This is a genomic window from Caulobacter sp. GW821-FHT09B08, assembly GCF_059418225.1.
Map to the genome: position 1 here is coordinate 182,485 of NZ_JBWKPL010000004.1, position 20,887 is coordinate 203,371.

General features: G+C 70.1%; 22 protein-coding genes. 11 read left to right on the top strand and 11 right to left on the bottom strand.

The features are described 5' to 3' along the window. Positions 1–78 precede the first annotated feature (78 nt). The 3 genes from AC07OA_RS14205 to AC07OA_RS14215 form a co-directional block, all read right to left on the bottom strand. Positions 79–648, bottom strand: a complete 570-nt coding sequence (locus AC07OA_RS14205) for a hypothetical protein (RefSeq protein ID WP_494664462.1) — start codon at positions 646–648, stop codon at positions 79–81. Continuing rightward, the gene (locus AC07OA_RS14210; RefSeq protein WP_494664463.1) at positions 645–1,712 is read right to left on the bottom strand and encodes a hypothetical protein; all 1,068 of its coding nucleotides are present in this window, start codon (positions 1,710–1,712) and stop codon (positions 645–647) included. Before AC07OA_RS14210 ends, AC07OA_RS14205 begins: the two co-directional genes overlap by 4 nt. A gap of 106 nt (positions 1,713–1,818) precedes the next feature. Continuing rightward, positions 1,819–3,420 (bottom strand): peptide chain release factor 3, encoded by a 1,602-nt coding sequence (locus tag AC07OA_RS14215; protein WP_494664464.1) that lies wholly within the window; start codon positions 3,418–3,420, stop codon positions 1,819–1,821. A gap of 220 nt (positions 3,421–3,640) precedes the next feature. On the opposite strand from AC07OA_RS14215, the gene AC07OA_RS14220 reads away from it, so the two are divergent. After that, entirely contained in the window at positions 3,641–3,784 is a 144-nt protein-coding gene (locus AC07OA_RS14220) for a hypothetical protein (protein WP_494664465.1), read from the top strand. A gap of 118 nt (positions 3,785–3,902) precedes the next feature. Here AC07OA_RS14220 and AC07OA_RS14225 read toward each other — a convergent pair whose 3' ends face one another. Next, entirely contained in the window at positions 3,903–4,283 is a 381-nt protein-coding gene (locus tag AC07OA_RS14225) for a hypothetical protein (RefSeq protein ID WP_494664466.1), read from the bottom strand. A gap of 245 nt (positions 4,284–4,528) precedes the next feature. Between AC07OA_RS14225 and AC07OA_RS14230 the strand changes: the two genes are divergently transcribed. The 3 genes from AC07OA_RS14230 (at position 4,529) to AC07OA_RS14240 (ending at position 9,190) form a co-directional block, all read left to right on the top strand. Next, positions 4,529–6,328 carry a PAS domain-containing hybrid sensor histidine kinase/response regulator gene (locus AC07OA_RS14230; RefSeq protein WP_494664467.1) on the top strand — a complete coding sequence of 600 codons (1,800 nt, stop codon included), beginning with the start codon at positions 4,529–4,531 and terminating at the stop codon, positions 6,326–6,328. Between the two features lie 94 nt (positions 6,329–6,422). After that, positions 6,423–7,148, top strand: a complete 726-nt coding sequence (locus AC07OA_RS14235) for a 2OG-Fe dioxygenase family protein (protein WP_494664468.1) — start codon at positions 6,423–6,425, stop codon at positions 7,146–7,148. A gap of 107 nt (positions 7,149–7,255) precedes the next feature. Then, positions 7,256–9,190 carry a PAS domain-containing protein gene (locus AC07OA_RS14240; RefSeq protein WP_494664469.1) on the top strand — a complete coding sequence of 645 codons (1,935 nt, stop codon included), beginning with the start codon at positions 7,256–7,258 and terminating at the stop codon, positions 9,188–9,190. A 1-nt stretch (position 9,191) separates the two neighbouring features. Here the strand turns inward: AC07OA_RS14240 and AC07OA_RS14245 are convergent, their stop codons facing one another. Next, positions 9,192–9,533, bottom strand: a complete 342-nt coding sequence (locus tag AC07OA_RS14245) for a DUF1491 family protein (protein WP_494664470.1) — start codon at positions 9,531–9,533, stop codon at positions 9,192–9,194. A gap of 69 nt (positions 9,534–9,602) precedes the next feature. Here AC07OA_RS14245 and AC07OA_RS14250 point away from each other — a divergent pair, with 69 nt between their 5' ends. Beyond that, complete coding sequence (locus AC07OA_RS14250) at positions 9,603–10,496, top strand: hypothetical protein (protein WP_494664471.1); 894 nt, start codon at positions 9,603–9,605, stop codon at positions 10,494–10,496. 153 nt (positions 10,497–10,649) lie between these two features. Here AC07OA_RS14250 and divJ read toward each other — a convergent pair whose 3' ends face one another. Continuing rightward, a complete protein-coding gene (gene divJ / locus AC07OA_RS14255) occupies positions 10,650–12,404 on the bottom strand; it encodes a cell cycle sensor histidine kinase DivJ (protein WP_494664472.1) in 1,755 nt (584 codons plus the stop codon). A 190-nt stretch (positions 12,405–12,594) separates the two neighbouring features. On the opposite strand from divJ, the gene AC07OA_RS14260 reads away from it, so the two are divergent. After that, complete coding sequence (locus AC07OA_RS14260; protein WP_494664473.1) at positions 12,595–13,458, top strand: sensor histidine kinase; 864 nt, start codon at positions 12,595–12,597, stop codon at positions 13,456–13,458. A 41-nt stretch (positions 13,459–13,499) separates the two neighbouring features. After that, positions 13,500–13,922, top strand: a complete 423-nt coding sequence (locus tag AC07OA_RS14265; RefSeq protein WP_494664474.1) for a SufE family protein — start codon at positions 13,500–13,502, stop codon at positions 13,920–13,922. A 52-nt stretch (positions 13,923–13,974) separates the two neighbouring features. Here the strand turns inward: AC07OA_RS14265 and AC07OA_RS14270 are convergent, their stop codons facing one another. After that, complete coding sequence (locus AC07OA_RS14270) at positions 13,975–14,136, bottom strand: hypothetical protein (protein ID WP_494664475.1); 162 nt, start codon at positions 14,134–14,136, stop codon at positions 13,975–13,977. Positions 14,137–14,214: 78 nt separating this feature from the next. Here AC07OA_RS14270 and trhO point away from each other — a divergent pair, with 78 nt between their 5' ends. The 3 genes from trhO to AC07OA_RS14285 are packed head-to-tail and all read left to right on the top strand — an operon-like array spanning position 14,215 to position 16,064. After that, a complete protein-coding gene (gene trhO / locus AC07OA_RS14275; protein WP_494664476.1) occupies positions 14,215–15,159 on the top strand; it encodes an oxygen-dependent tRNA uridine(34) hydroxylase TrhO in 945 nt (314 codons plus the stop codon). A gap of 59 nt (positions 15,160–15,218) precedes the next feature. Further along, entirely contained in the window at positions 15,219–15,584 is a 366-nt protein-coding gene (locus AC07OA_RS14280; RefSeq protein WP_494664477.1) for a hypothetical protein, read from the top strand. A 27-nt stretch (positions 15,585–15,611) separates the two neighbouring features. After that, the gene (locus tag AC07OA_RS14285) at positions 15,612–16,064 is read left to right on the top strand and encodes a PA2169 family four-helix-bundle protein (RefSeq protein ID WP_494664478.1); all 453 of its coding nucleotides are present in this window, start codon (positions 15,612–15,614) and stop codon (positions 16,062–16,064) included. 88 nt (positions 16,065–16,152) lie between these two features. Here the strand turns inward: AC07OA_RS14285 and gafZ are convergent, their stop codons facing one another. The 3 genes from gafZ to AC07OA_RS14300 form a co-directional block, all read right to left on the bottom strand. Further along, on the bottom strand, positions 16,153–16,866 hold the full coding sequence (gene gafZ / locus AC07OA_RS14290; protein ID WP_494664479.1) for a gene transfer agent activator GafZ: 714 nt from the start codon (positions 16,864–16,866) through the stop codon (positions 16,153–16,155). Next, entirely contained in the window at positions 16,863–17,249 is a 387-nt protein-coding gene (gafY, locus tag AC07OA_RS14295) for a gene transfer agent production transcriptional regulator GafY/HdaB (RefSeq protein ID WP_494664480.1), read from the bottom strand. Before gafY ends, gafZ begins: the two co-directional genes overlap by 4 nt. A gap of 139 nt (positions 17,250–17,388) precedes the next feature. Beyond that, a complete protein-coding gene (locus tag AC07OA_RS14300; RefSeq protein ID WP_494664481.1) occupies positions 17,389–18,306 on the bottom strand; it encodes a sugar kinase in 918 nt (305 codons plus the stop codon). Positions 18,307–18,434: 128 nt separating this feature from the next. On the opposite strand from AC07OA_RS14300, the gene AC07OA_RS14305 reads away from it, so the two are divergent. After that, positions 18,435–18,995, top strand: a complete 561-nt coding sequence (locus tag AC07OA_RS14305; protein WP_494664482.1) for a type II toxin-antitoxin system PemK/MazF family toxin — start codon at positions 18,435–18,437, stop codon at positions 18,993–18,995. Positions 18,996–19,126: 131 nt separating this feature from the next. Here AC07OA_RS14305 and AC07OA_RS14310 read toward each other — a convergent pair whose 3' ends face one another. After that, entirely contained in the window at positions 19,127–20,881 is a 1,755-nt protein-coding gene (locus AC07OA_RS14310) for a DUF885 domain-containing protein (RefSeq protein WP_494664483.1), read from the bottom strand. Between the last annotated feature and the right edge of the window lie 6 nt (positions 20,882–20,887).

Sequence of the window (20,887 nt, forward strand, 5' to 3'; positions counted from 1 at the left end):
GTCTCCGGAACTGTTTCGTCCCTCCTATCCGCTTCGCGCGGGAAAGCAAAAAGGGGAGCGTGGGCGCCGAGCCCCGCCTTAGGCGAACCGGATCTTGCCCACCGCCGCGAATTCCGGCGTGCCGCGCTCCAGCAGCACCTGGTGGTGCAGCGACAGCTTGGCGCTGGCCGTGCAGACCCCGGCGGTGGCGGAGACCACCTTGCCGCCCCGGATCTCCAGCCGCATGCCCTTGACCTTGAGGGCCAGCTCCATCTCGAAATCCAGGTCGGCAACCTTGACCGCGCCGTAGCGCAGTTCGATCCGGGGCTTGTGGGTGGAGGCGATCTTGTGGTCGTCCAGGTCTTGGAAGAAGGCGTCGTCGGGCCGGGCCTTGGACTCCTCGACGCACTTCTTGAAGCGCTCCAGCTTCATCCAGCCGTCGAACAGCACCCGCTCGATCGACAGGTCCATCAGCTTGTCCACCTCGCGCTGGCAGCCGCTCTGGACGTCGTCCCAGCAGGCGCTGGGGAACTTGCCGGCCGCCTCGGAGATCGCCTCGGTCAGGGGCGGCGCGGTCTTGCAGCCCTCCAGCGGATCGCCGCCCGCCTCGGCGAACAACAGCCGCCAGGTGGCGCCGGCGGGCGCCGTTTCGGCCGCGGCCTCGGTCATGGCGCGGTCTCCAGCGTGGGATAGTCGAGCCGCACCTCGCCTTCGCCCTCGTCCGCAGCGATCCGCATCGACACGGCCATGCCCGCGCGCGGCGGCCCGTCCGGCGTCAGCACGACCACGCCCGGGTCGGCGATCAGGGTGACCTCGGCCGGCGCGCAGGGCGCGGCCTGGACCTGGGGAGGCTTGGGCCACCGAATCCGCTCCAGCCAGCGCGACAGGCCGAACCCACCCGCCCCGGCGGCGGTCAGGGCGGCGATCGCGATCAGCCACCAGGCCCAGGTCGGCATGCCCGGCTCGGGCGGCGGCGAGACATCGACCACCTTGGGCGGCGCAGGCCTGGGCGTCACGGCGGGCGGCTTGGACGGCGGAACGACCTCGGCGGGCGGTTTCGGCGCCGATGCGTCGGGACCGGCGACCGGCGGCTTGGGCCTGACCGGCGGCGGGTCGGGCTTCAGGACGACCGGCGGTTCGACGGGGGGCGATACGGGCGGCTCGACCGGCGGGGCCTCGGGCGGGGCCTGCAGCACCAGCGGCGGCTGGCCTCTCAGGCCGCTGTCGCGCCAGCCGTCGGCCGTGCAGCGCAGCCAGCGCTGGGCGTTGCCCGCATACCGCGCGCAGGCCGCCTGGATCTGCGGGACCACCGCCAACGGATCGGCCGGCGGCGGCTTGTCGGGCTTGGGACGGTCCAGCCAAGCGTCGATCAGCTTGGTGACGTCGACGGGCTGGGCGGCCTGGGCAGGCTTGGGCGCGGTGTCCGGATAGCGCTGAGCGCACATCGTCCGCGCCTGGGCCGTCGCGCCATTGGCCTCGACGCAGGTGTCGTAGGAATTGACCGTCGGAGCCGGGAACAGTCGCCGGCAATAGGCCGCCACGTCCCGGCGCGTCGCATAGACTCGGGTGCATTCGGCGTAGTTGGTAACCACCGGCGCCTGGGCGGCGGCGGCGGGCCGAGCGGCCGCCTGCCGGGCCATCGCCGGGCCGGCGAACGCCAGGACCAGGGCCACGAGAATACCGCCGGTCCATCGCCCGGCGCGGTCGCCGCGCGGCCTGCCCTGATCTGTCATCCCACGACCTCGATCGCGCGGAAGGCCCCCAGGGTCAGAATTCGCCCCCGCGACCGCGCGGTCAAGTGGAATTGAAACTCAACTCAACCCAGGAGAAGGGGCGGGACTAGCCCCGTTCCTTGGTCCGTTCGAACCGCACCTTGGGGAAGCGCTCGGCGACATAGCCGATCTCCCAGGACGACTTGCCCAGGAACACCGGCTGTTCGTCGATGTCGTGGGCCATGGCCGAGCGGTGCTTGTTGACGAAGTCCTCGACGTCGGCGCGCTCGCCGTTCAGCCAGCGGGCCTCGGCGTAGGGGGCGTTCTCGAAGATCACATCCAGATTGTATTCGTTGGCCAGGCGGTCGGCCATGACCTCGAACTGCAGCTGCCCCACGGCGCCGACGATGAAGTCGGAGCTGCCGATCATCGGACGGAAGAGCTGGGTGACGCCCTCCTCGGCCAGGCCCTCCAGCGCCTTTTTCAGGTGCTTGGCCTTCAGGGGATCCTTGACGCGCACGCGGCGCAGGATTTCCGGGGCGAAGTTGGGCAGGCCGGCGAAGCGCAGCGCGCCCGTCTCCGACAGGCTGTCGCCCACCCGCAGCACGCCGTGGTTGGGGATGCCGATCACGTCGCCGGCGAAGGCGTCCTCGGCCAGCTCGCGGTCGGAGGCGAAGAACATGATCGGCGCGTTGACGCTCATGGCCTTGCCGGTGTTCTGGGCCTTCAGCTTCATGCCGCGCGTGAAGCGGCCGCTGGTCAGGCGCAGGAAGGCGATCCGGTCGCGGTGATTGGGGTCCATGTTGGCCTGGACCTTGAACACGAAGCCCGAGACCTCGCTGTCGCCGGGGGCGACATGGGTGTCGACGCCCGCCTTGCTGACCTTGGCCGGATGCGGGGCCGGGGCGTAGGCGCCGATGCCGGCCAGCAGCTCGTTGACGCCGAAGTGGCGCAGAGCCGAGCCGAAGAACACCGGCGTCATGTGGCCTTCCAGGAAGCTCTGGACGTCGAACGGCTTGCCGGCCTCGGTGACCAGCATGGCGTTCTCTTCCAGCTCGGCCTGTTCGTCGGGCTCCAGGTACTGGACGACGGCGTTGCCGTTGAAGGCGATGGGGTCGGGATGCCCCTCCTCGTCGGTCGAGCTCTTCTTGGCGTAGGGGATGAACTTCTGGGCCCGCAGGTCCAGCATGCCCTTGAACCGCCCGCCCGAGCCGGCCGGCCAGTAGAGCGGCGCGGGGTCGAGGGCCAGCTTGGACGACACCTCGTCCAGCAGCTCGAACGGGTCCTGAGCCTCGCGGTCCATCTTGTTGATGAAGGTGATGATCGGGATGTCGCGCAGGCGGCACACCTCGAACAGCTTCAGGGTCTGGGGCTCGATGCCCTTGGCGGCGTCCAGCACCATGATCGCCGCGTCGGCGGCGGTGAGGGTGCGATAGGTGTCTTCCGAGAAGTCCTCGTGGCCCGGGGTGTCCAGCAGGTTGAACATCAGGCCGTCGTGGTCGAACGTCATCACCGAGGCCGAGACCGAGATCCCGCGCTCGCGCTCGATCTTCATCCAGTCGGACTGGGTGCGGCGGGCCTGGCCGCGGGCGCGCACGGCGCCGGCCGCGCGGATCGCCCCGCCCGCCAGCAGCAGGTTTTCGGTCAGGGTCGTCTTGCCGGCGTCGGGGTGGCTGATGATGGCGAAGGTGCGCCGACGGGCGGCCTCGAGGGCGAGGGAGGTGCTCATCCCCGGGGGTTAGCGCCACGGGGGCCGCTTGTCACCCTCCTCCGGCCCGTTCCGGCGCCTGGGCGCCTGTCAACGCCCCGCGCGGGGTACGACGTCAGATACCGTACCGGCGATACGAAAACCCCGGGAACGACCCTAGTCAGTGTGGGGTTTTGGAGTCATGCTCAGGGTTCGGCGGATCGCTCACACAGAGGAGCGGCCGTGTAAGAGGAAACGACAAATGGCTTTGGTCCACGAGCCGCGCCACCGGCGCATCGCTTGCACCCCTCAAGGCAACGCCCTCTGCTTCGGCCTGTCGGTCGCTGGCCTGGTGGCGCTGGCGGTCGGGCTCAAGTGGCTCTTCAGCCTGATCGGCGTGCTCTAGCCGATCCAGGCTTTCGAAAGCGGGGCGGACGCCCCCTCTGAAAGACCCTTGGGCGCGGCCTCGAGGCATGACCTCGGTGCGCGCCTGAAGACGTTCCTATTCCGAAGTTAAGCGGCGATCAGGCGGCCAGGCGTCGCCAGACCTGCCGGTCGGCCTCCAGATTGCTCAGGGCGCCGGACTTCTGGCGCTCCAGCAGCGTGCCCATCACCTCCACGCCCAGCTGGGCGTAGCGCACCTGAACCTGGTCGACCAGGCAGCCGCGCGCCGGGGCGATGAACAGCGCCGCATTGACCTCGGGGGCCTTGGCGATGATCAGGGCGGCCAGGCGCTGGGCCTTTTCCGGATCCTTGTGGTGCAGCAGCGGCTCGGCCGCGTACAGCTCCTGGCCCAGCTTGGCGACGTAGTTCAGCGACAGCTTCGAGAACCGGTCGCGCGTGAGCGGCGGCGACAGTTCTGCGGCGTCGAGGCTGAGGACGACATCGTTGAGCAGGAAGAGCATAGGAACCTTTGCGAAGGCCTGATGGCGGACGAGAAGGCGCCCCGGAAGGAACTGGGAAGCACTGCGTCAACCTGCCACGTCGAGCTTTCGGTCAGGTTTAGGAGCAGGGTTAACAAGCTGGGATTTAGCGCGGCCTAAGGTCGCCGCCCCGAAAGCGCCCCCGCGTCAACACGCCTCAACGACCTGGACCACGGTATAGGTTAAGCGCTGGAAGCGCTTAACACGTGGAATTCGTTCGCCATCTCATGACACGCGCCAAGATCCTGCGGGCCCTGGCCATCACGTTGGTCGTCACCGCCACCACCATGGTGGCGGACTATGTCGTCAACGTCCTCGTCATGAACACGCCCAGCGCCTATTCGCCGCTCTCCACCCTGGCCATCTCGGTCCTGGTGGGCCTGCCGTTGGGCTACGCCCTGTCGAGCCAGCACATCGACCTGGCCGTGGCCCGCAACGCCCTGATCCGCACCCTGGCCGACCGCGAGCAGGCCGTGCGGGAGGCGCAGGACGCCCTGGAACGCTTCCGGGCCAGCGAGCAGCTCTACGGCCTGCTGGCCGACAACCTGTCGGACACCGTGTCGCTGTGGGACGGCCAGGGGAACAGGCTCTACAGCTCTCCGTCGATCCAGCGGCTGCTGGGCTACGACATGGACGAGTACATGCGCCTGCCCCCGAACGAGGGCATCCATCCGGACGACTATCGCCTCATCAACGCCCTGGTCGCCGACCTGACCCACGAGAACGGGCCGCGCACCGCCCAGTACCGCCGCCTGCGCCAGGACGGCATCGAGATCTGGCTAGAGAGCACCTATACGTCCCTGAAGGATCGCGGCGGCCTGATCTCGACCACCCGAGAGATCACCCAGCGAAAGAACCTGGAGCTGGAGCTGGTCGCCGCCCTGGAGCAGGCCCAGGCGGCCGTCGCGGCCAAGTCCGACTTCCTGGCCAACATGACCCACGAGCTGCGCACGCCGCTCAACGCCATCATCGGCTTTTCCCAGGTGCTGCAGCGGTCGCAGGACCTGGCCGAGCGGGACGCCCGCCACGTCCATCTGATCCAGTCGGCCAGCGCCACCCTGCTGGGCGTGGTCAACGACGTGCTGGACTATTCGCGGCTGGAGGCCGGCGGGGTGGACCTGGATCCGCAGCCCTTCGATCCCCTGGCCCTGGCCGAGGCCGCCTGCGCCCTGGTCGGCGAGCAGGCCGCCGCCAAGGGACTGGCGCTGACGCTGGAGCCCGGCCCGACGCCGCGCCCGATGGTCGGCGACGCGCCGCGCCTGTCGCGCGTGCTGCTGAACTTCCTGTCCAACGCCGTGAAATTCACCCGCGAGGGCCGGATCGTCACGCGCCTCAGCCAGGTCGAGACCGAGACCGGCGGCCTGCTGCGGATCGAGGTGACCGACACCGGCATCGGCATTCCCGCCCACCAGATCGACGGCGTGTTCGAGCGCTTCGCCCAGGCCGACGCGGCCGTCTCCCGACGGTTCGGCGGCGCGGGCCTGGGCCTGGCGATCTGCAAGCACCTGGTCGAGAAGATGGAGGGCCGGATCGGCGCCGACAGCCGGGTCAGCCAGGGCTCGACCTTCTGGTTCGAGGTTCCCCTGCCCTTCGCCGAGCGCGCGACGCCCTCGCCGGCCGCCCCCGCGCCCGAGGCCGAGTTCGACGCGCCCCTGCGCCTGCTGCTGGTCGAGGACAACGCGGTCAATCGCGAGCTGGTCTGCACCCTGCTGGAGCCGTTCGACGTGGTCATCGACACCGCCGCCGACGGGGTCGAGGGCGTGGAGGCCGCCCAGCGCCTGGCCTACGACCTGATCCTGATGGACGTGCAGATGCCGGTGATGGACGGGCTGACGGCCACCCGCCGCATCCGCGCCGCCGAGACCGGGGCGCGCGCGCCGATCGTCGCCATGACCGCCAACGTCCTGCCCGAACAGGTGGCCAACTGCCTGGCCGCCGGCATGGACGACCACGTGGGCAAGCCGATCGACGCCCAGCGCCTGCTCCAGGCCGTGGTGCGCTGGACCCAGCCCCAGGTCCCGGCCTGATACCTTTGTCGGGGAAAGCCTTGGCTTGAGTGAAGGCCTTGGCTTGAAGGTCTGGGCGCCCCATGTGGAGGCCTCGTTTCGCCGGAGGCCGCGCTTGCTCAGATCCGACATCGCCGCCGACTTGCGCGCCTCCGGCTTCCGCCGCGTGCTTCCGGACCAGATCGACGCCCTGCTGGGTCCCCAGGCCCTGGCCGACTGGGACGCCTTCGCCGACAGCTGGGACGACCTGGGGCTGGACCGCTTCATGGCCGACGGCGGCCGCTATCGCCGCCGGCGCTTCGCGGCCTTCGCCGCCGGTCCCGACGGCGTCGCCCGCAAGCCGCACCAGCCGCACTATCAGAGCCGCGACTACAACAGCCTGAACGGCGGGGTGCAGCGCTGGTTCGAGCCGGTGCTCGACGCCGTGGCCGACCATCCGGTGACCCAGGGCCTGCTGGTCGAGGGCCTGGCCCTGTTCCAGGGCCTGACCGCCGATCCCCCCGCCGCCTGGCACGTGGAACTGCACCAGTTCCGCATCGAGGCCGGCGACGGCGAGGCCGGTCTGCCCACGCCCGAGGGGGCGCACCGCGACGGGGTGGACTGGGTGATCGTCATGCTGGTGAACCGCCACAACGTGGCCAGCGGCGTCACCGACGTCTTCAGCCCCGACGGCGCGCGCCTGGGCGCCTTTACCCTGGAGCGGCCGCGCGACAGCGTCTTCCTGAACGACCACCGCGTGCTGCACGGGGTGACGGCCATCCATCCGCTGGAGCCGGGCGCCCCGGCGCGGCGCGACGTGCTGGTGGCGACCTTCCGGCGCGAGGACCCGGCCGGCGCCTAGTCGCCGCGACGGCCGATCCCGCGACCGTTTGTCACACGTTTTCCAAGCTCCACCCGTGACACGCTCCCGCCGCGCTCCTGATCGAGCGTTCACGAGCCCGCGTCCGCATGACCGATCCTTCGCGCATGTCCGGCAAGATCGAGCCCGCGGGAAACCGCGCGGTGTTCTCGGCCATGGTCGCCGACGCCGCGCCGGTGCTGATCGGCTATCTGGACCGCGACGAGCGCTACCGCTTCGTCAACCGCGCCTATGAGGAATGGTTCGGCCTGGAGCGCTCCCGCATCGAGGGCCGCACCTTGCGCCAGGTGCTGGGTCCGGACGGCTACGAGAGGGTCAGGCATCACGTGGCTCGCGCCCTGGCGGGCGAACGCGTCACCTTCGAGGGCGAGGTGCCCTATGCCGAGGCCGGCCTGCGCCACATCGAGGCCCAGTACGTGCCCGACCTGGCGCCGGACGGGACTGTCGCCGGCTATTGCGTACTGGTCACCGACATCACCGAGCGCAAGCGCGCCGAGGCCGAGATGTCGCGGCTGCTGGAGCAGGAGCGTCGCCGGGCGCTGATCCTGGAACTGGGCCGCCGCCTGCGCGAGGAGAGCGACCCGGCCGCCGTCATCGCCAAGGCCTGCGAGACCCTGGGCCGGCAGTTGAACGCCACCCGCGTGGGCTATGGCGAGGTCGACTTCGCCGTCGTCCACACTGACGTGGTGGGCGAGTGGAGCAACGGCGCTTCGGTGTCGCGGGTCGGGACACGCTATGTCCTGGACCGGTTCGGCACGGCGACGGCCGAGGAGATGCGGACCGGGCGCGAGACCGTGATCCACGACGTCGCCACCGATCCCCGCACCGCCGAGGCCGCCGCGGCCGGGGCGTTCGGCGAACCGCACATCGGCGCCTATCTCACCTTCCCGCTGATCCGGGCCGGTCGCCTGGCGGCCTATTTCTATGTCGTGCAGGACACGCCCCGCCGGTGGAGCGACCAAGACCTGGCCTTCGTCGGCGAACTGGCCCAGCTGACCTGGTCGGAGGCCGAGCGGGCGCGTTCGGACGCCGCCCTGGTGCAGGCCGAGGAGACCGAACGCCTGCTGATCCGCGAGGTCGACCACCGCGCCAAGAACGTGCTGGCCGTGGTCCAGTCCCTGGCCCAGCTGACGCCCTTCGTCGACAAGAGCCAGTACGTCACGGCCCTGTCGGGCCGCATCGGCTCGCTGGCCCGCTCGCATAGCCTGCTGTCCAGCAACCGCTGGAGCGGCGCGCGGCTGGACGTGCTGCTGCAGCAGGAGCTGGAGCCCTATGGCGCCGAGAACGACGGCCGGCTGACCATCCAGGGACCGCCGGTGCTGATCCAGGTCGAAGCGGCCCAGTCGCTGGGGCTGGTGATCCACGAGCTGGCCACCAATGCAGGTAAGTACGGCGCCCTGTCGGCCTCGTCCGGGGCGCTGGAGGTCAGTTGGCGCTGGGAGCCCGAGCGGCGGCTGGTCATCACCTGGCGCGAAACCGGCGGGCCGCACGCCACACCGCCCAAGCGCCAGGGCTTCGGCGCCACCCTGATCGCCAACGCCGGCCGCCAGGTGGGCGCGGCGATCACCCAGGACTGGCCGCCGGAGGGCCTGGTGTGCCGGATCGTGCTGGACAAGGGCGCCACGCCCTATTTCGGCACGCCGCCCAGGCCGTCGGCCGGCGACGGCGCCACCGGCGAGGCGGTGCGCAGCCTGGTCGACCAGCGGGTGCTGGTGGTCGAGGACGAGGCCTTGGTGGCCATGGAGCTGACCCGGATCCTGACCGACGCCGGCGCCCAGGTGATCGGCCCCACCGCCGACATCGACGACGCCCTGGCCCTGGTCGAGGCCGGCGGCATCGACCGCGCCCTGCTGGACATCAACCTGGCCGGCCGCCCGATCACCCCGGTGGCCAGCGCCCTGACCCGCAAGGCGATCCCGTTCGTCTATCTGACCGGCTACCAGGAACCCGACGTCGAAGGCGGCGTGGTGCTGAGGAAACCGGCCAACGCCGCGACGCTGGTCGGAGCGCTGGCGACGGTCTGAGCTAGGACGCCGGATCGGCCTCCACAGCCTCGGTCAGGAAGTGCCGCCCCTCGCGGTCTTCGATCTCGATCACCCAGATGTCCGGATCGATCCGCGCGGCGCGCTCGGCATAGGCGTCGAGATCCGGTTCGAAATCCGACCGCACCGGCTGCATCCAGAAGCGTTCGCCGTCGCCGCGCGTGGCCTCGCTGTAGAGCTTGGCGGTGTTGGCGCGGCGGTCGACGGCCTTGACCAGCACGGCCCCGGCGCGCGGGTCGCCCTTGCGGGCCACGGTGGCGAAGGCCCCGCCCAGCTCGGCGCGACGGATCAGCGCCCCCACCCAGATGTCCGTCGAAAGAAGCATCGCTAACTGAACCGCAACCTCGGCGCCCTAAGGCTGCCTGCTGAAACCGCTCTCGCAGAATACGAGACTATGACGTCGAAGAAGAAGACCCTTGGGGGTTCGACGGCGCGGTGGCTAGGGGTTTTCGTCGCGATCGCCGGGCTCGGCGCGTCGGGCCAGGCCCATGCCGCCGCCGTCGACCAGCTCTACGAACGCACGCTGATGACCTCGGCCGACGCGCGCTGCCGGCTGTTCAAGCCGGCGGTCGGCTCGGCCCTGGACGCCGCCCGCGCCCAGGCGCGCGGCGCCTCCCTGCGTTCGGGCGTCAGCGAGGTCCAGGTCCAGGCCGTCGAACAGCGCGCACGCGCCAAGGCCGGGGCCGCGGCCTGCAACTCGCCCGACATGCAGACCGCCGCCGGCCGCGTGCGCCAGGCCTTCGACGGCTATTCGACCATGCTGCGGATGACCTATCCCGGCGACCGGGCCACCTGGCAGGCCGACCGCTCGGTCTCGGCCACCATTCCGGTCTGGCGGCTGTCGCAGCCCGCCGGCTTTGGCGCCGACCGGCTGATGTTCGGCCTGTCGGGCCGCGCCAACCAGATGCTGGCCGTGGCGACCTTCGCCGACGGAGCCCAGCCCTACACCGCCCGCTTGGTGCTGCGCGACACCCTGCGCACCCAGGGGCCGTACCTCAACGCCGCCAACGCCAGGGGCCTGGCCGCCAACGCCGCCCCGCGCAACGCCAGCCGGGTGTTCGGCGCCGAGACCCGCGACCAGGCCCCGCTCACCCTGCTGCCGACCGGCGCCAAGACGGGCCTGGCCTTCCGCTTCCCGCAGGAAGCCGCCGACGCCCTCGGCCGCCTGGACCCGCGCGAGGCGGCCACGGTGGAGTTCGTGTTCACCAGCCGGAGCGGCCAGGACGTGGTGCGTCGGGCGTATGTGGAGGTGGGCGACTTCGCGGCGGGACGGGCGTTCTTGCGGTAGGCGCTCAGGCGGCAACACTTGCCCCCTACGGATCGCTTCGCGATCGTCTTCCCCCATAGGGGGAAGAGGAACCCCGCTTAGGCGCGCGTCCTCCGCCCCCTACGGGGGCGGACAGACGGCGAAGCCGTCAGGTGGGGGCAAGTGGGTGCGCGCCTACCTCGGCGGCGCGAACTTCACCACGTTCGGCCCCAGCTCCGGTTCTTCCGGCTCGATCTCCGGCTCCGGCGCGGGCTCCAGCAGCGGGGCCTCCATGGCCGGACGCGAGGCGCGCAGCAGCACCGGCATGCGCACCGAGACGCTGGTCCCCGCGCCCATGCGGCTTTCGATGTGCATCTCGCCGCCATGCAGCTTCGCGAAGGCCCGCACCAGCGACAGGCCAAGGCCCGTGCCCTTGGCGCGCTGGTCCACGCCCCCGGCCTGCTCGTAGGGACGGCCCAGGCGCTCCAGGTCTTCCGGCGAAATGCCCACGCCCGTGTCGGCCACCACCAGCTCGAACTCGCCGTCGTGGCCGTCGGCGGTGACCGTCACCTGACCGCCGCGCGGGGTGAACTTCAGGGCGTTGGAGACCAGGTTCAGCACGATCTGCTTGAGCGCCCGGCGGTCGGCGTCGACCTCCAGCTCGCCCGGCGGCAGCACGCCGCGCAGCTGGACCCCGGCCGCGTCGGCCTGGACCCGCATCAACCGCATCGCCGCCGTCACCGCCTCGCGGGCGTCGAACTCGCCGCGCTGCAGCTCGAAGCGCTCGGCCTCGATCTTGGACATGTCCAAGACGTCGTTGATCAGGTCCAGCAGGTGGCGGCCAGACTCATGGATCAGCTCGGCGTATTCGCCGTAACGGTCGGTCAGGGGGCCGAACATCCGCGCGCGCATGATGTCGGAGAAGCCCATGATGGCGTTCAGCGGCGTGCGCAGCTCGTGGCTCATGTTTGCCAGGAAGCGGGCGCGGCCGGCGGCCAGGCCTTCGGCCTCGGCGCGGGCCTGTTGCAGGGCGGTCTCGCGGGCCCGCTCGATGGTGGCGTCGCGCATGACGCCCACCAGGAGGTCGGGCGAGACCTGGCGCAGGTCCAGGCACACCGTGCGGGCCGGGTCCAGCAGCGGGGCGAAGGCGACGCTGGCCTCGCCCACCTCGAAGGCCGAGGCTAGGGCGGCGCTGACCTTCTGGCGGTCGCCGGCCGCGGCCGCCGAGGCCAGGCCCTCGTTGACCAGGTTGACGGCGCCGACGCCCCGGGGCGCGGCCCCGCGCAGGGTCTTGATGCGCCCGTGGCCGTTGATCACCAGCAGCAGTTGGGGCGCGCCGTCGACCAGGGTCTGAAGGATGTTGAGCTCGCCGACATTGCGGCTGTCGCGCTCGCCGGCCCGGCGATGGGTCAGGATCAGGCCGGCGGCCAGGCCCACCCCGACGGTGGCCACCGACAGGAAGCCCAGGACGAAGGCCAGCGGGCCGGTGGGCGCGTCGGGCGCCAGGCCCGACAGCTGGGTCAGGGCCGCCACGGCCCCGCCGATCAGGGAAAGACTGGCGCCCTCGGCCAGGCGACGGGGCGAGGACAGGGTCGAGGCCGCCGCGACCGGGGCCAGAATCCAAGCGCTCATCGCGCCGGAAACGCCGCCGGTGACCACCGCCGCGCCCGCGCCGCAGGTGGCCCACAGGACCAGGATCAGGGATTGCAGGCGCTCGTCCTGGCGTTCGCCTACCGCGAGAGCCGCCAGGGCCGGGACCGCGCCGGCCGCCAGGGCCAGCCAGACGTGCAGGCCGATGGTTCCAGGGGTGAAGGCCGCCGCGCCGGCCGCGAAGATCACCGTCGTCAGCCAGCCCAGCCGCCACAGATGCGCCGCGCCGAAGGCCCCCGTCGAGGACGGGGCCTGGCCCGCTTGGGGACCGGTTCGGAGCGGAGCGCCGTCGATGGGCAAGGCCGCGAGAATCCCTTCCCGTGAGTCTTCGAGTTCAAAGCTTAACGCGGGTCGGGACCTCTCCCAAGGCCGCACAATCGGCGCGCGATCCTTAACGCCAGAGCTTCTTGTGGACGGAAACGGATTCGTAAGCGCCTTGGTTCACCCTGATACATCGAAGTTACGGACAGAAGGTCCGGGAGTCCCACCGATGTCGCCACCGGCGATCACCGACGCGTTGGGCCAGGTCGAGACGCCGCGAGAAACCGCCGGCGCCGATACGGGCCTCATGTCGCAAACCGCCACGTTCCGGCGGGCGGCCGCGCGCGCGCGTCGCAAGCAAGCCCTGGACGACCAGAAGCGCTCGTTCCTGCGCATGGTCAGCCACGAGCTGCGCACGCCCCTGAACGCCGTCATCGGCTTTTCCGAGATCCTCTCCTGCGAGCTCTACGGCCCCCTGGGCGCGCCGCAGTACAAGGAATACGCCACCCTGGTGCACGAGAGCGGCCTGAAGCTGCTGCGGCTGGTCAACCAGATCGTCGAGATCGCCCGGCTGGAAGGCCACGTCACCGACCTGGACCTGGGCGTCGAGGACCTGGACGAGGCGGTCGAGGACGTGATCCTGCAGCTGCGGGCCGAGGCTGGCGCGCGCGGGGTCGAGATCGTCGCTCCCGGCGTCGAGGTCCTGCCCAGCCTGAAGGCCGACGGCCGGGGCCTGCGCACCGTGCTGACCAACCTGCTGCAGAACGCCATCGCCCACTCGCCGGAAGGCGGCCAGATCGTGATCGAGGGCCGGCGGATCGACGACGGCCTGGTCGAGATCGAGGTCCGCGACCAGGGCGCGGGCGTGGATCCCGCCGACCTGGCGCGACTGGTGCGGCCGTTCGAGCAGGGCGGCAGCACCTTGACCCGCTCGTCGGAAGGCGCAGGTCTTGGCCTGCCCATCGTCGACCTGCTGACCCGGGCCATGGGCGGTTCGCTGCGGCTGAAGTCGGCCCTGGGCCAGGGCTTCTCCGCCCTCTTCGTCCTGCCGGAGGCCCAGAGCAGCGTCGCCGTGGGCCGCCGTCGCCTCTGATCGGGCTTCCCCTTTCGGCCCAGGCGCATTAAGTGCGCCGCATGCAACGCCCCATCGACGCCGCTCTCGACGAACTGGCCGACGAGTTCGAACTCCTCGGCGACTGGGAGGAGCGCTATCGCTACGTGATCGAGCTGGGCAAGGAACTGGCCCCGCTGAGCGAGGCCGAGCATTCCGAAGCCAACAAGGTGCGCGGCTGCGCCAGCCAGGTGTGGCTGGTGACCGAACCGCAAGGCGACGGGACCATCGTCTTCCGGGGCGACAGCGACGCCCACATCGTCAGCGGACTTATCGCCATCCTGATGCGGCTCTATTCGGGCCGCCCGGCGCGGGATATCGTCGACTTCGACGCCGCCGCCGCCATGGCGCGGCTGGGCCTGTCGGAGGCTCTGTCCTCGCAGCGGTCGAACGGCCTGAAGGCGATGGTCGCGCGCATCCAGCGGGACGCGGCGGCGCTGGCGTGATCAACGGCTGGGGACACACGCATGCGTGTGTCCCCAATCGGTGCTTGGCCTATCAGAAGAACCCCGCCCGGGTTCCGATGAACCAGATCGCGATCACGATCAGCACCAGCTGGATCAGCCAGTTGACCGGCGAGGGAATGGGGCTGCGTTGGACCGCATAGAGCGCCAGGCCAAGCAGGACGAGGGTGACGAGAACGACGATCAGGATGCTCATGCCGGTGTAAGCGCCGCCGTCGGCCAATCGTTCCGCCGCGCTTGAGAACCCGCCTGACAGGGCCTATCAGCCCTGGCCATGAGCTTCCGCGTCGCCGCCCTCTATCGCTTCACCACCTTCGCCGATCCGCTGACCATCATGCGGCCGCTGTCGAAGCTGTGCTGCGGCCTGGGCGTGAAGGGCACGCTGTTGCTGGCCCGCGAGGGGATCAACGGCACCATCGCGGGCACGCCCGACGCCATCGACAAGGTGCTGGATCACATCCGCGCCCTGCCCGGCTGCGAGACGCTGGAGCTGAAGTTCGCCGACGCCGACGCCCTGCCCTTCCACCGCATGAAGGTGCGCATCAAGCGCGAGATCGTCACCCTGGGCGCCGGCGACCTCGATCCGGCCAGCAACGCCGGGACCCATGTGGACCCGGCCGACTGGAACGCCCTGATCGCCCGCGACGACGTGATCGTCATTGACACCCGCAACGACTACGAGGTGAAGGTCGGCACGTTCGAAGGGGCTATCGATCCCAAGACCGCCGCCTTTAGCGACTTTCCCGCCTGGTTCCGCGACTTCCGCCAGACCTGGGACCCGGCCGCCCCGCCGCCCAAGGTGGCGATGTTCTGCACCGGCGGCATCCGCTGCGAGAAGTCGACCGCCTTCCTCAAGGCCGAGGGCGTGGAGGAGGTGTTCCACCTGAAGGGCGGAATCCTCAACTATCTGGAGACGATCCCGAAGCCCGAGAGCCTGTGGCGCGGCGAGTGCTTCGTGTTCGACGAGCGGGTGGCGGTGGGCCATGGGCTGGAGCCGGGCGTCCACACCCTGTGCCGGGGCTGCCGCATGCCGGTGGGCCCCGAAGAGCGCGCCTCGGAGCACTACGTCGAGGGCGTCGCCTGCCCCGCCTGCCACGACCAGCGCAGCGAGGAGGACAAGGCCCGCTACGCCGAACGCCACCGCCAGGCCGCCCGGGCCAAGGAACTGGGCATCGAGCACGTCGGCGCGACGATGCCGCCGCGCGACGAAGCGCTGTAAGACGGGATCAACCCCGCCGCCCCCGCGTTATCGAGGCTCCCCTTCGCAAGGAGCCTCCCATGGCCGCCTATGACGCCTCCTACGGCACGCCCGCCCAAGCGCGGCAGGGTCTGCTGTCCAGCCTTTCCGACAAGCTGACCGGCCGGTTCCCCAAGGCCGCGCCCGATCCCTACGCCGCCGGAACCGCGGCCCCGCCCGCCGACTATGCGTTGAAGCCCGACGCCGAGGGCAAGATCACCCTGGCCGGCCGCAAGGTGCCCCTGGCCCTGGCCGTGCTGGGCGCCGGCGTGGTGGCGGGCCTGCTGATCAACCGCCGCACGCGCGGTCCGGCCATCGCCGCGGCCACCACCGCCTGGACCTTCCTGGGTTCGCAGGCCTCGACGCTGAAGTCGCGCCTCGAACCTTCCTCGCTGGTCCGGCGTTAGGCCGATCCCCATCTTCGGAGACATGTCATGACCCACACCAACGAAGACCACATCAAACTCGTCAACGGCCTGGTCGAGACCACCATCGACAGCGCCGACGGCTATGCCGAAGCCGCCAAGGACGCCGACGGCGCGCGCTTCAAGGACCTGTTCCAGCAGCGCGCCCAGGAGCGCCGCTCGATCGCCTCGGACCTGCAGAACGAGGTCCGTCGCCTGGGCGGCGATCCCAAGGACGACGGCACCATCCTGGCCGCCGCCCACCGCGCCTTCCTGAACCTGAAGGACGCCGTGACCAAGGGCGACGAGGCCGTGGTCAGCGAAGTCGAGGCCGGCGAGGATTACATCAAGGCCAAGTTCGAAAAGGCCCTGCAGGACACCGACGTCGACGCCCAGACCCGCGCCGCCATCGAGAAGGCCTGGACCTCGGTCAAGTCCGGCCACGACCAGATGCGCGACATCAAGCACATGCTGAAGCACTAGCGACCGACTTGGGGGACACACACTCGCGGCAGGGTCTCCGCCAGGAGAACTCGACGCCGAGGGCGAGTGTGTGTCCCCGCCTTCGCCCTCAAACCATCCGGTAGTGCGCCGCCAGCCGTTGCAGCGCCAGTTTCAGCACGGTCTTGCCCGCGCGCCTGGGCAGGCCCAGTTCGCGCTCGGCCACCTGCAGGGCGGTCTCGGCCAGGCACACCCGTTCCAGGATCTCGCGCAGGCCCGGACCGACCTCGGCCAAGGCGGCGGCGATGCGGTCCTTGGCGATGCGGGCCCGCAGGGCCGGGTCCAGGCGCGGACTGCCGCCGCCCGTCGCGCGCGGCTGGGCGTCCCAGTCCATGGTCAGGCGACCGACCGATCCGGCCTTCTGGAAATCCTCGCGCAGGCGCTCGCCGGCCATCACTTCCACGTCCTCCAGCCCGCCGCGCCGGGCCAGCCAGGCCAGGGGCGACTCGCCCAGATTGGCCTTCAGCACCACGTGCTGGCCGCTGCCCTCGATCACCACCCGCTCGCCCTCGATCACGCCGGGACGGCCGGGCGGCGGCGCGGGCGGGGCCATCGGCTTGACCAGGCGCCAGCCGCCCTCGCGGCGCGGGGCCAGGGCGCCGTCGCGGGCCAGCGCCCGGAAGGCCGCCTCGTCCACCGTCAGCATGGCCCGCCGCCGCGCGCCGAAGCGGACCACGTAGCCCAGTTCCTTGACCTCGATGAGCGCGCCCGGCCGCCGCAGCAGCCGCTCGGCGCGGGCGGCCAGGCGCTCGGCTTCCAGGGATTGCTCGAACACCGCGCTCATCGGTCGATCCCGATCTGGGTCAGTTCGGGAATGGTCTCGGGCGCCTGCTGCACGCAGGCCTCCAGAGCGGTCATGCGGGCGTCGAAGTCGGCGTTCTCGCGCATCTCCTCGATGCGGCTGCAGGCGTAGCCGCAGGTGCTGCGATCGCGGTTGAAGGCGAAGGCCACCCGGATCAGGGGCCAGTTGAAATTGACATGAGCCAGGTAGATGGCGATCTGCCGCGCCCGCGCCGCCGCCTTGCTGGCGCGGCCGGTCGAAGCGATGTCGGATGGCGACACGCCCGTCGCCAGGGCCACCGCGTGGGTGATGAACGCCGCCGCCAACTTGTCGCGACGCGGATCGGGCGAGATCGCCCACAACTCCTCGAGAACCTGAGCCAGCATCGGCATCCCCCTGCGTACCGCGCCCGAATGGCGCTTTCGACCACAAGCCTAGGTCGATATTCCGCAGGTAGGATAACTTTCCTATTGGTCGCGTCTAGTAGGAATATAAACCTTTGATTGCGTTGAGCCTGACCACTCTCTATCCCCGCGACCAAATGGGCATAGAGGCCTTGGGGATGATCGCGCCCTTGCAGGTGACGACCGCCGCCGCCAGGTCGTGGCCGCGACTCACGGCGGTCTCGACGGGCAGTCCGGCCAGGCGCGAGGCCAGGTAGGCAGCGTTGAAACTGTCGCCCGCCCCGGTGGTGTCCAGCGCCTTGACCCGGCCCGGCGCGGGGGTGGCGATGCGACCTTCCGGGGTGTGGACATTGACCGCGTGGCTCTCGTCGCGCGCCACCACCTCGGTGCCGACGGCGGCCCATTCGGCGGCCAGATCCTCGGCTTCGCGGCCATACAGCGGCCGGCTGTCCTCGCTGCTCAGCGACACGTAGCGGCACGAGGGCACCACGCCGTCCAGCGCCTCCCGCGCCGCCTCGGGCGAAGCCCACAAGGCCGGGCGATAGTTGAAGTCCAGCGCCACGGCCACGCCCAGCGAGTGCACATAAGCCAGGATGTCCTTCAGGCGCGCGCGGCCGATGTCGCCGATCACCGCCAGGGTGACCCCCGACAAATAGACCAGGTCGCTGGCCTTGGCGGCGGCGAACAGCTGATCGGCGGTGTGCTGGGAGAAGAGGTCGCGGATCGGCGCCCGCTCGCGCCAGTAGTGGAATTTCCGCTCGCCGCTGTCGTCCAGCACGATGGCGTAGAGGCCCGGCAGGCGGTTCTCGGCCTCGCGCACCAGGCGGGTGTCCAGACCCTCGCGGCGCATGGCGGCCAAGGCCCCGTCGCTGAACGGATCGCCCTTGCCCAGGGCCGTGCAGTAGGCGACCTCGTCGCCCAGCCGCGCCAGATAGACAGCGGTGTTGAAGGTGTCGCCCGCGAACCCCATCCGGTGCAGGCCCTCGCCCTCCGGCGACAACTCGACCATGCATTCGCCCAGGACGGTGATCTTGGCCATGTGACGGGGTCCCCTCGGTTCGGGGCGGTGATAGGGCGTTTTGGAGTTTGCTTCCAGGCGTGAGCCTGACCCTATCTTTTGCGCGACCTTCATTGATAAACTCCCCCATAGGGCGATTTGGGGGAGTGATGACGTTTCCGACCGATGAGGAACTAACCCAGGCTGGATGGATAAGGATCAGTCGCCGCCAACGACTGATCCTGAGCCGCGCACGGTTTCAGCAAGCCTATTGGGTCGATTTCCCGCATGACGCCTATGCGCCCGAGTTCGTCGGGGAGCATCCGGGCGTCGTCATTCGGTCGGCGGGCAATCTGAACGAACCCTGCGTGGCCATCCCGCTGACCTCCCGGGATCAAGGCGCTCGGCCTCATACCTACAAACTCGTCCACAATCCGAACCCGCGCTCAAACAGCGATTGCTGGGCCGTTTGCGACCATCTCTACACAGTCTCGCTATCTCGACTGAGACCCTTCCTGGATCGCTTCAAGCAAAACAGCTATCCAAAGGTCTCGGACCTCGACATGCACGAGATCACCAAAAGGGTGAAAGCGGCGCTCGATACTCTGTATGCCTCGGCGGCCACCCCGCCGACGGCGGAGCCCGAGCCCACGGCGCCCAAATCGGCCAAGGAACGACCGCCCGGTTCTCGGCCAGTCTTAAAACTCAAGACACAAGGCCCAACGTCGTAAGGGTTGCCGCGAGAGGCTCAATTCGCTATATACGATACACAGCTTCGGCTGCTGGACCCTTGGTCCTTACCCCCTTTGATGGGGGCTTAATGAAAAGGCCTTGGTGCGAACCAAGGCCTTTTTGCTGTCTGTTACTTCTTCCTGTCCGCGATCCAGGCGTCGATCTTGGCCTCCAGCACGGCCAGGGGCAGCGAGCCGTTGAGCAGGACCGCGTCGTGGAAGCCGCGCTCGTCGAACTTGTCGCCCAGGGCCGCTTCTGCGCGGTGGCGTAGTTCCAGGATCTTCAGCTCGCCCACCTTGTAGGCCAGGGCCTGGCCCGGCCAGGAGACGTAGCGCGCCACCTCGACGTCGATATTGGTGGGCGACAGGGCGGTGTTTTCGATGAAGCAGGCCTTGGCCTGGTCCAGGGTCCAGTGCTTGGCGTGGATCCCAGTGTCGGCCACCAGCCGGCAGGCGCGCCACATCTCGTAGGAGAGGCGCCCGAACAGCTCGTAGGGGTCGCGATAGATGCCCATCTCCTCGCCCAGCCACTCCGAATAGAGGCCCCAGCCCTCGCCATAGGCGTTGAAGTAGAGGGTCTTGCGGAAGTCCGGGACGCCGGTCTGTTCCTGGGCCAGGGCGGTCTGGATGTGGTGGCCCGGCGCGCCCTCGTGCAGCACCAGGGCCGGCAGCTCGTACAGCGGCCGCTGGTCCAGGGCCGAGGTGTTGATCATCAGCCCGCCCGCTCGGCCGGTCTTGGGATCGCCGCCGAAATAGCGGCCCGTGGTGTAGCCCTGCTCGATGCTGGCCGGCACCGGCCGCACACCATAGGTCAGGCGCGGCAGGACACCGAAGTGAGCGGGAAGCTGGTCGTCGGCCCGCTTGGCGATCTCGCTGGACTTCTCCAGCAGCTGCTGGCGGCTGGTGGCGTAGAAGCGCGGGTCCTTGCGCAGGAAGGCGATGAAGGCCGGAAGGTCGCCCTGGAAGCCGGCCTGCTTCATCACGACCTGCATTCGTCCCCGAATGCGCGCCACCTCCGACTGGCCCAGGGCATGGACCTGGTCGGCGGTCAGGTCGGTGGTGGTGTGGCGGCGCACCAGGAAGGCGTAGTAGCGCTGGCCGTCCGGCAGGTCCGACACCGCCAGGCTCTTGGCGGCGTGCGGCAGGTACTCGGTCTCCAGGAAAGCGACGAAACCGGCGCGGGCGGGCGCGACCTTGTCGGCCAGCACCTTCGTCCCTTCGGCCAGCAGGGCCGCGCGGCGGTCGGCGGGGATGGACGCGGGCAGGTCGCGCAGCGGGGCCAGCAGCGGCTCGTCGGCCAGGGGCGTGGCGGCCGTGCGGCGGGCGCGGTCCAGCACCGCCTGGGCGGTCGGCACAGCCTGGACGAAGCCGGTCGCCACCCCGCGCTGGGCATTGGCGATATTGGCGGCGTACCAGTCGGGCGTCTGGGCCAGCAGGGCGATCCACTGCCTGGCCTCGGCCTCGGACTTCAGGTGCATGCCGTTGGCGCGGTACAGCAGGATGACGTCGAAGCCGCCGTCGGTGCTGAACGGCATGCGGGCCTCGTCGAAGGTCAGGGCTTCGATCCGCTCGTCCAGGCTCCATTTCAGGATGGCGTGGGTCAGCTTCTGGTCGGGCGTCAGGGCGGCGACGGCCACGCCGTCCAGGCTCTTACTCGCCGAGGCCAGCAGGGCCTTGCGGTCGGCGTCGGCCTTGGGCCCCACCGGCGGGAACTTGAAGCGCGAGGCGTCGTCGGCCCCGCCCTCCCCGTCGTCCTCGCCGGCGCCCGAGGCCTCGTAAGCCTTCACCGCCTGGGCCAAGCGCTCGGCGGCGCCGGGCGCGGCGGCGAGCGCCGCGCCGTTCAGGGCCAAGGCCAGGGCCAGGCCCAGCAGCACGGATTTGGACATCGGAAA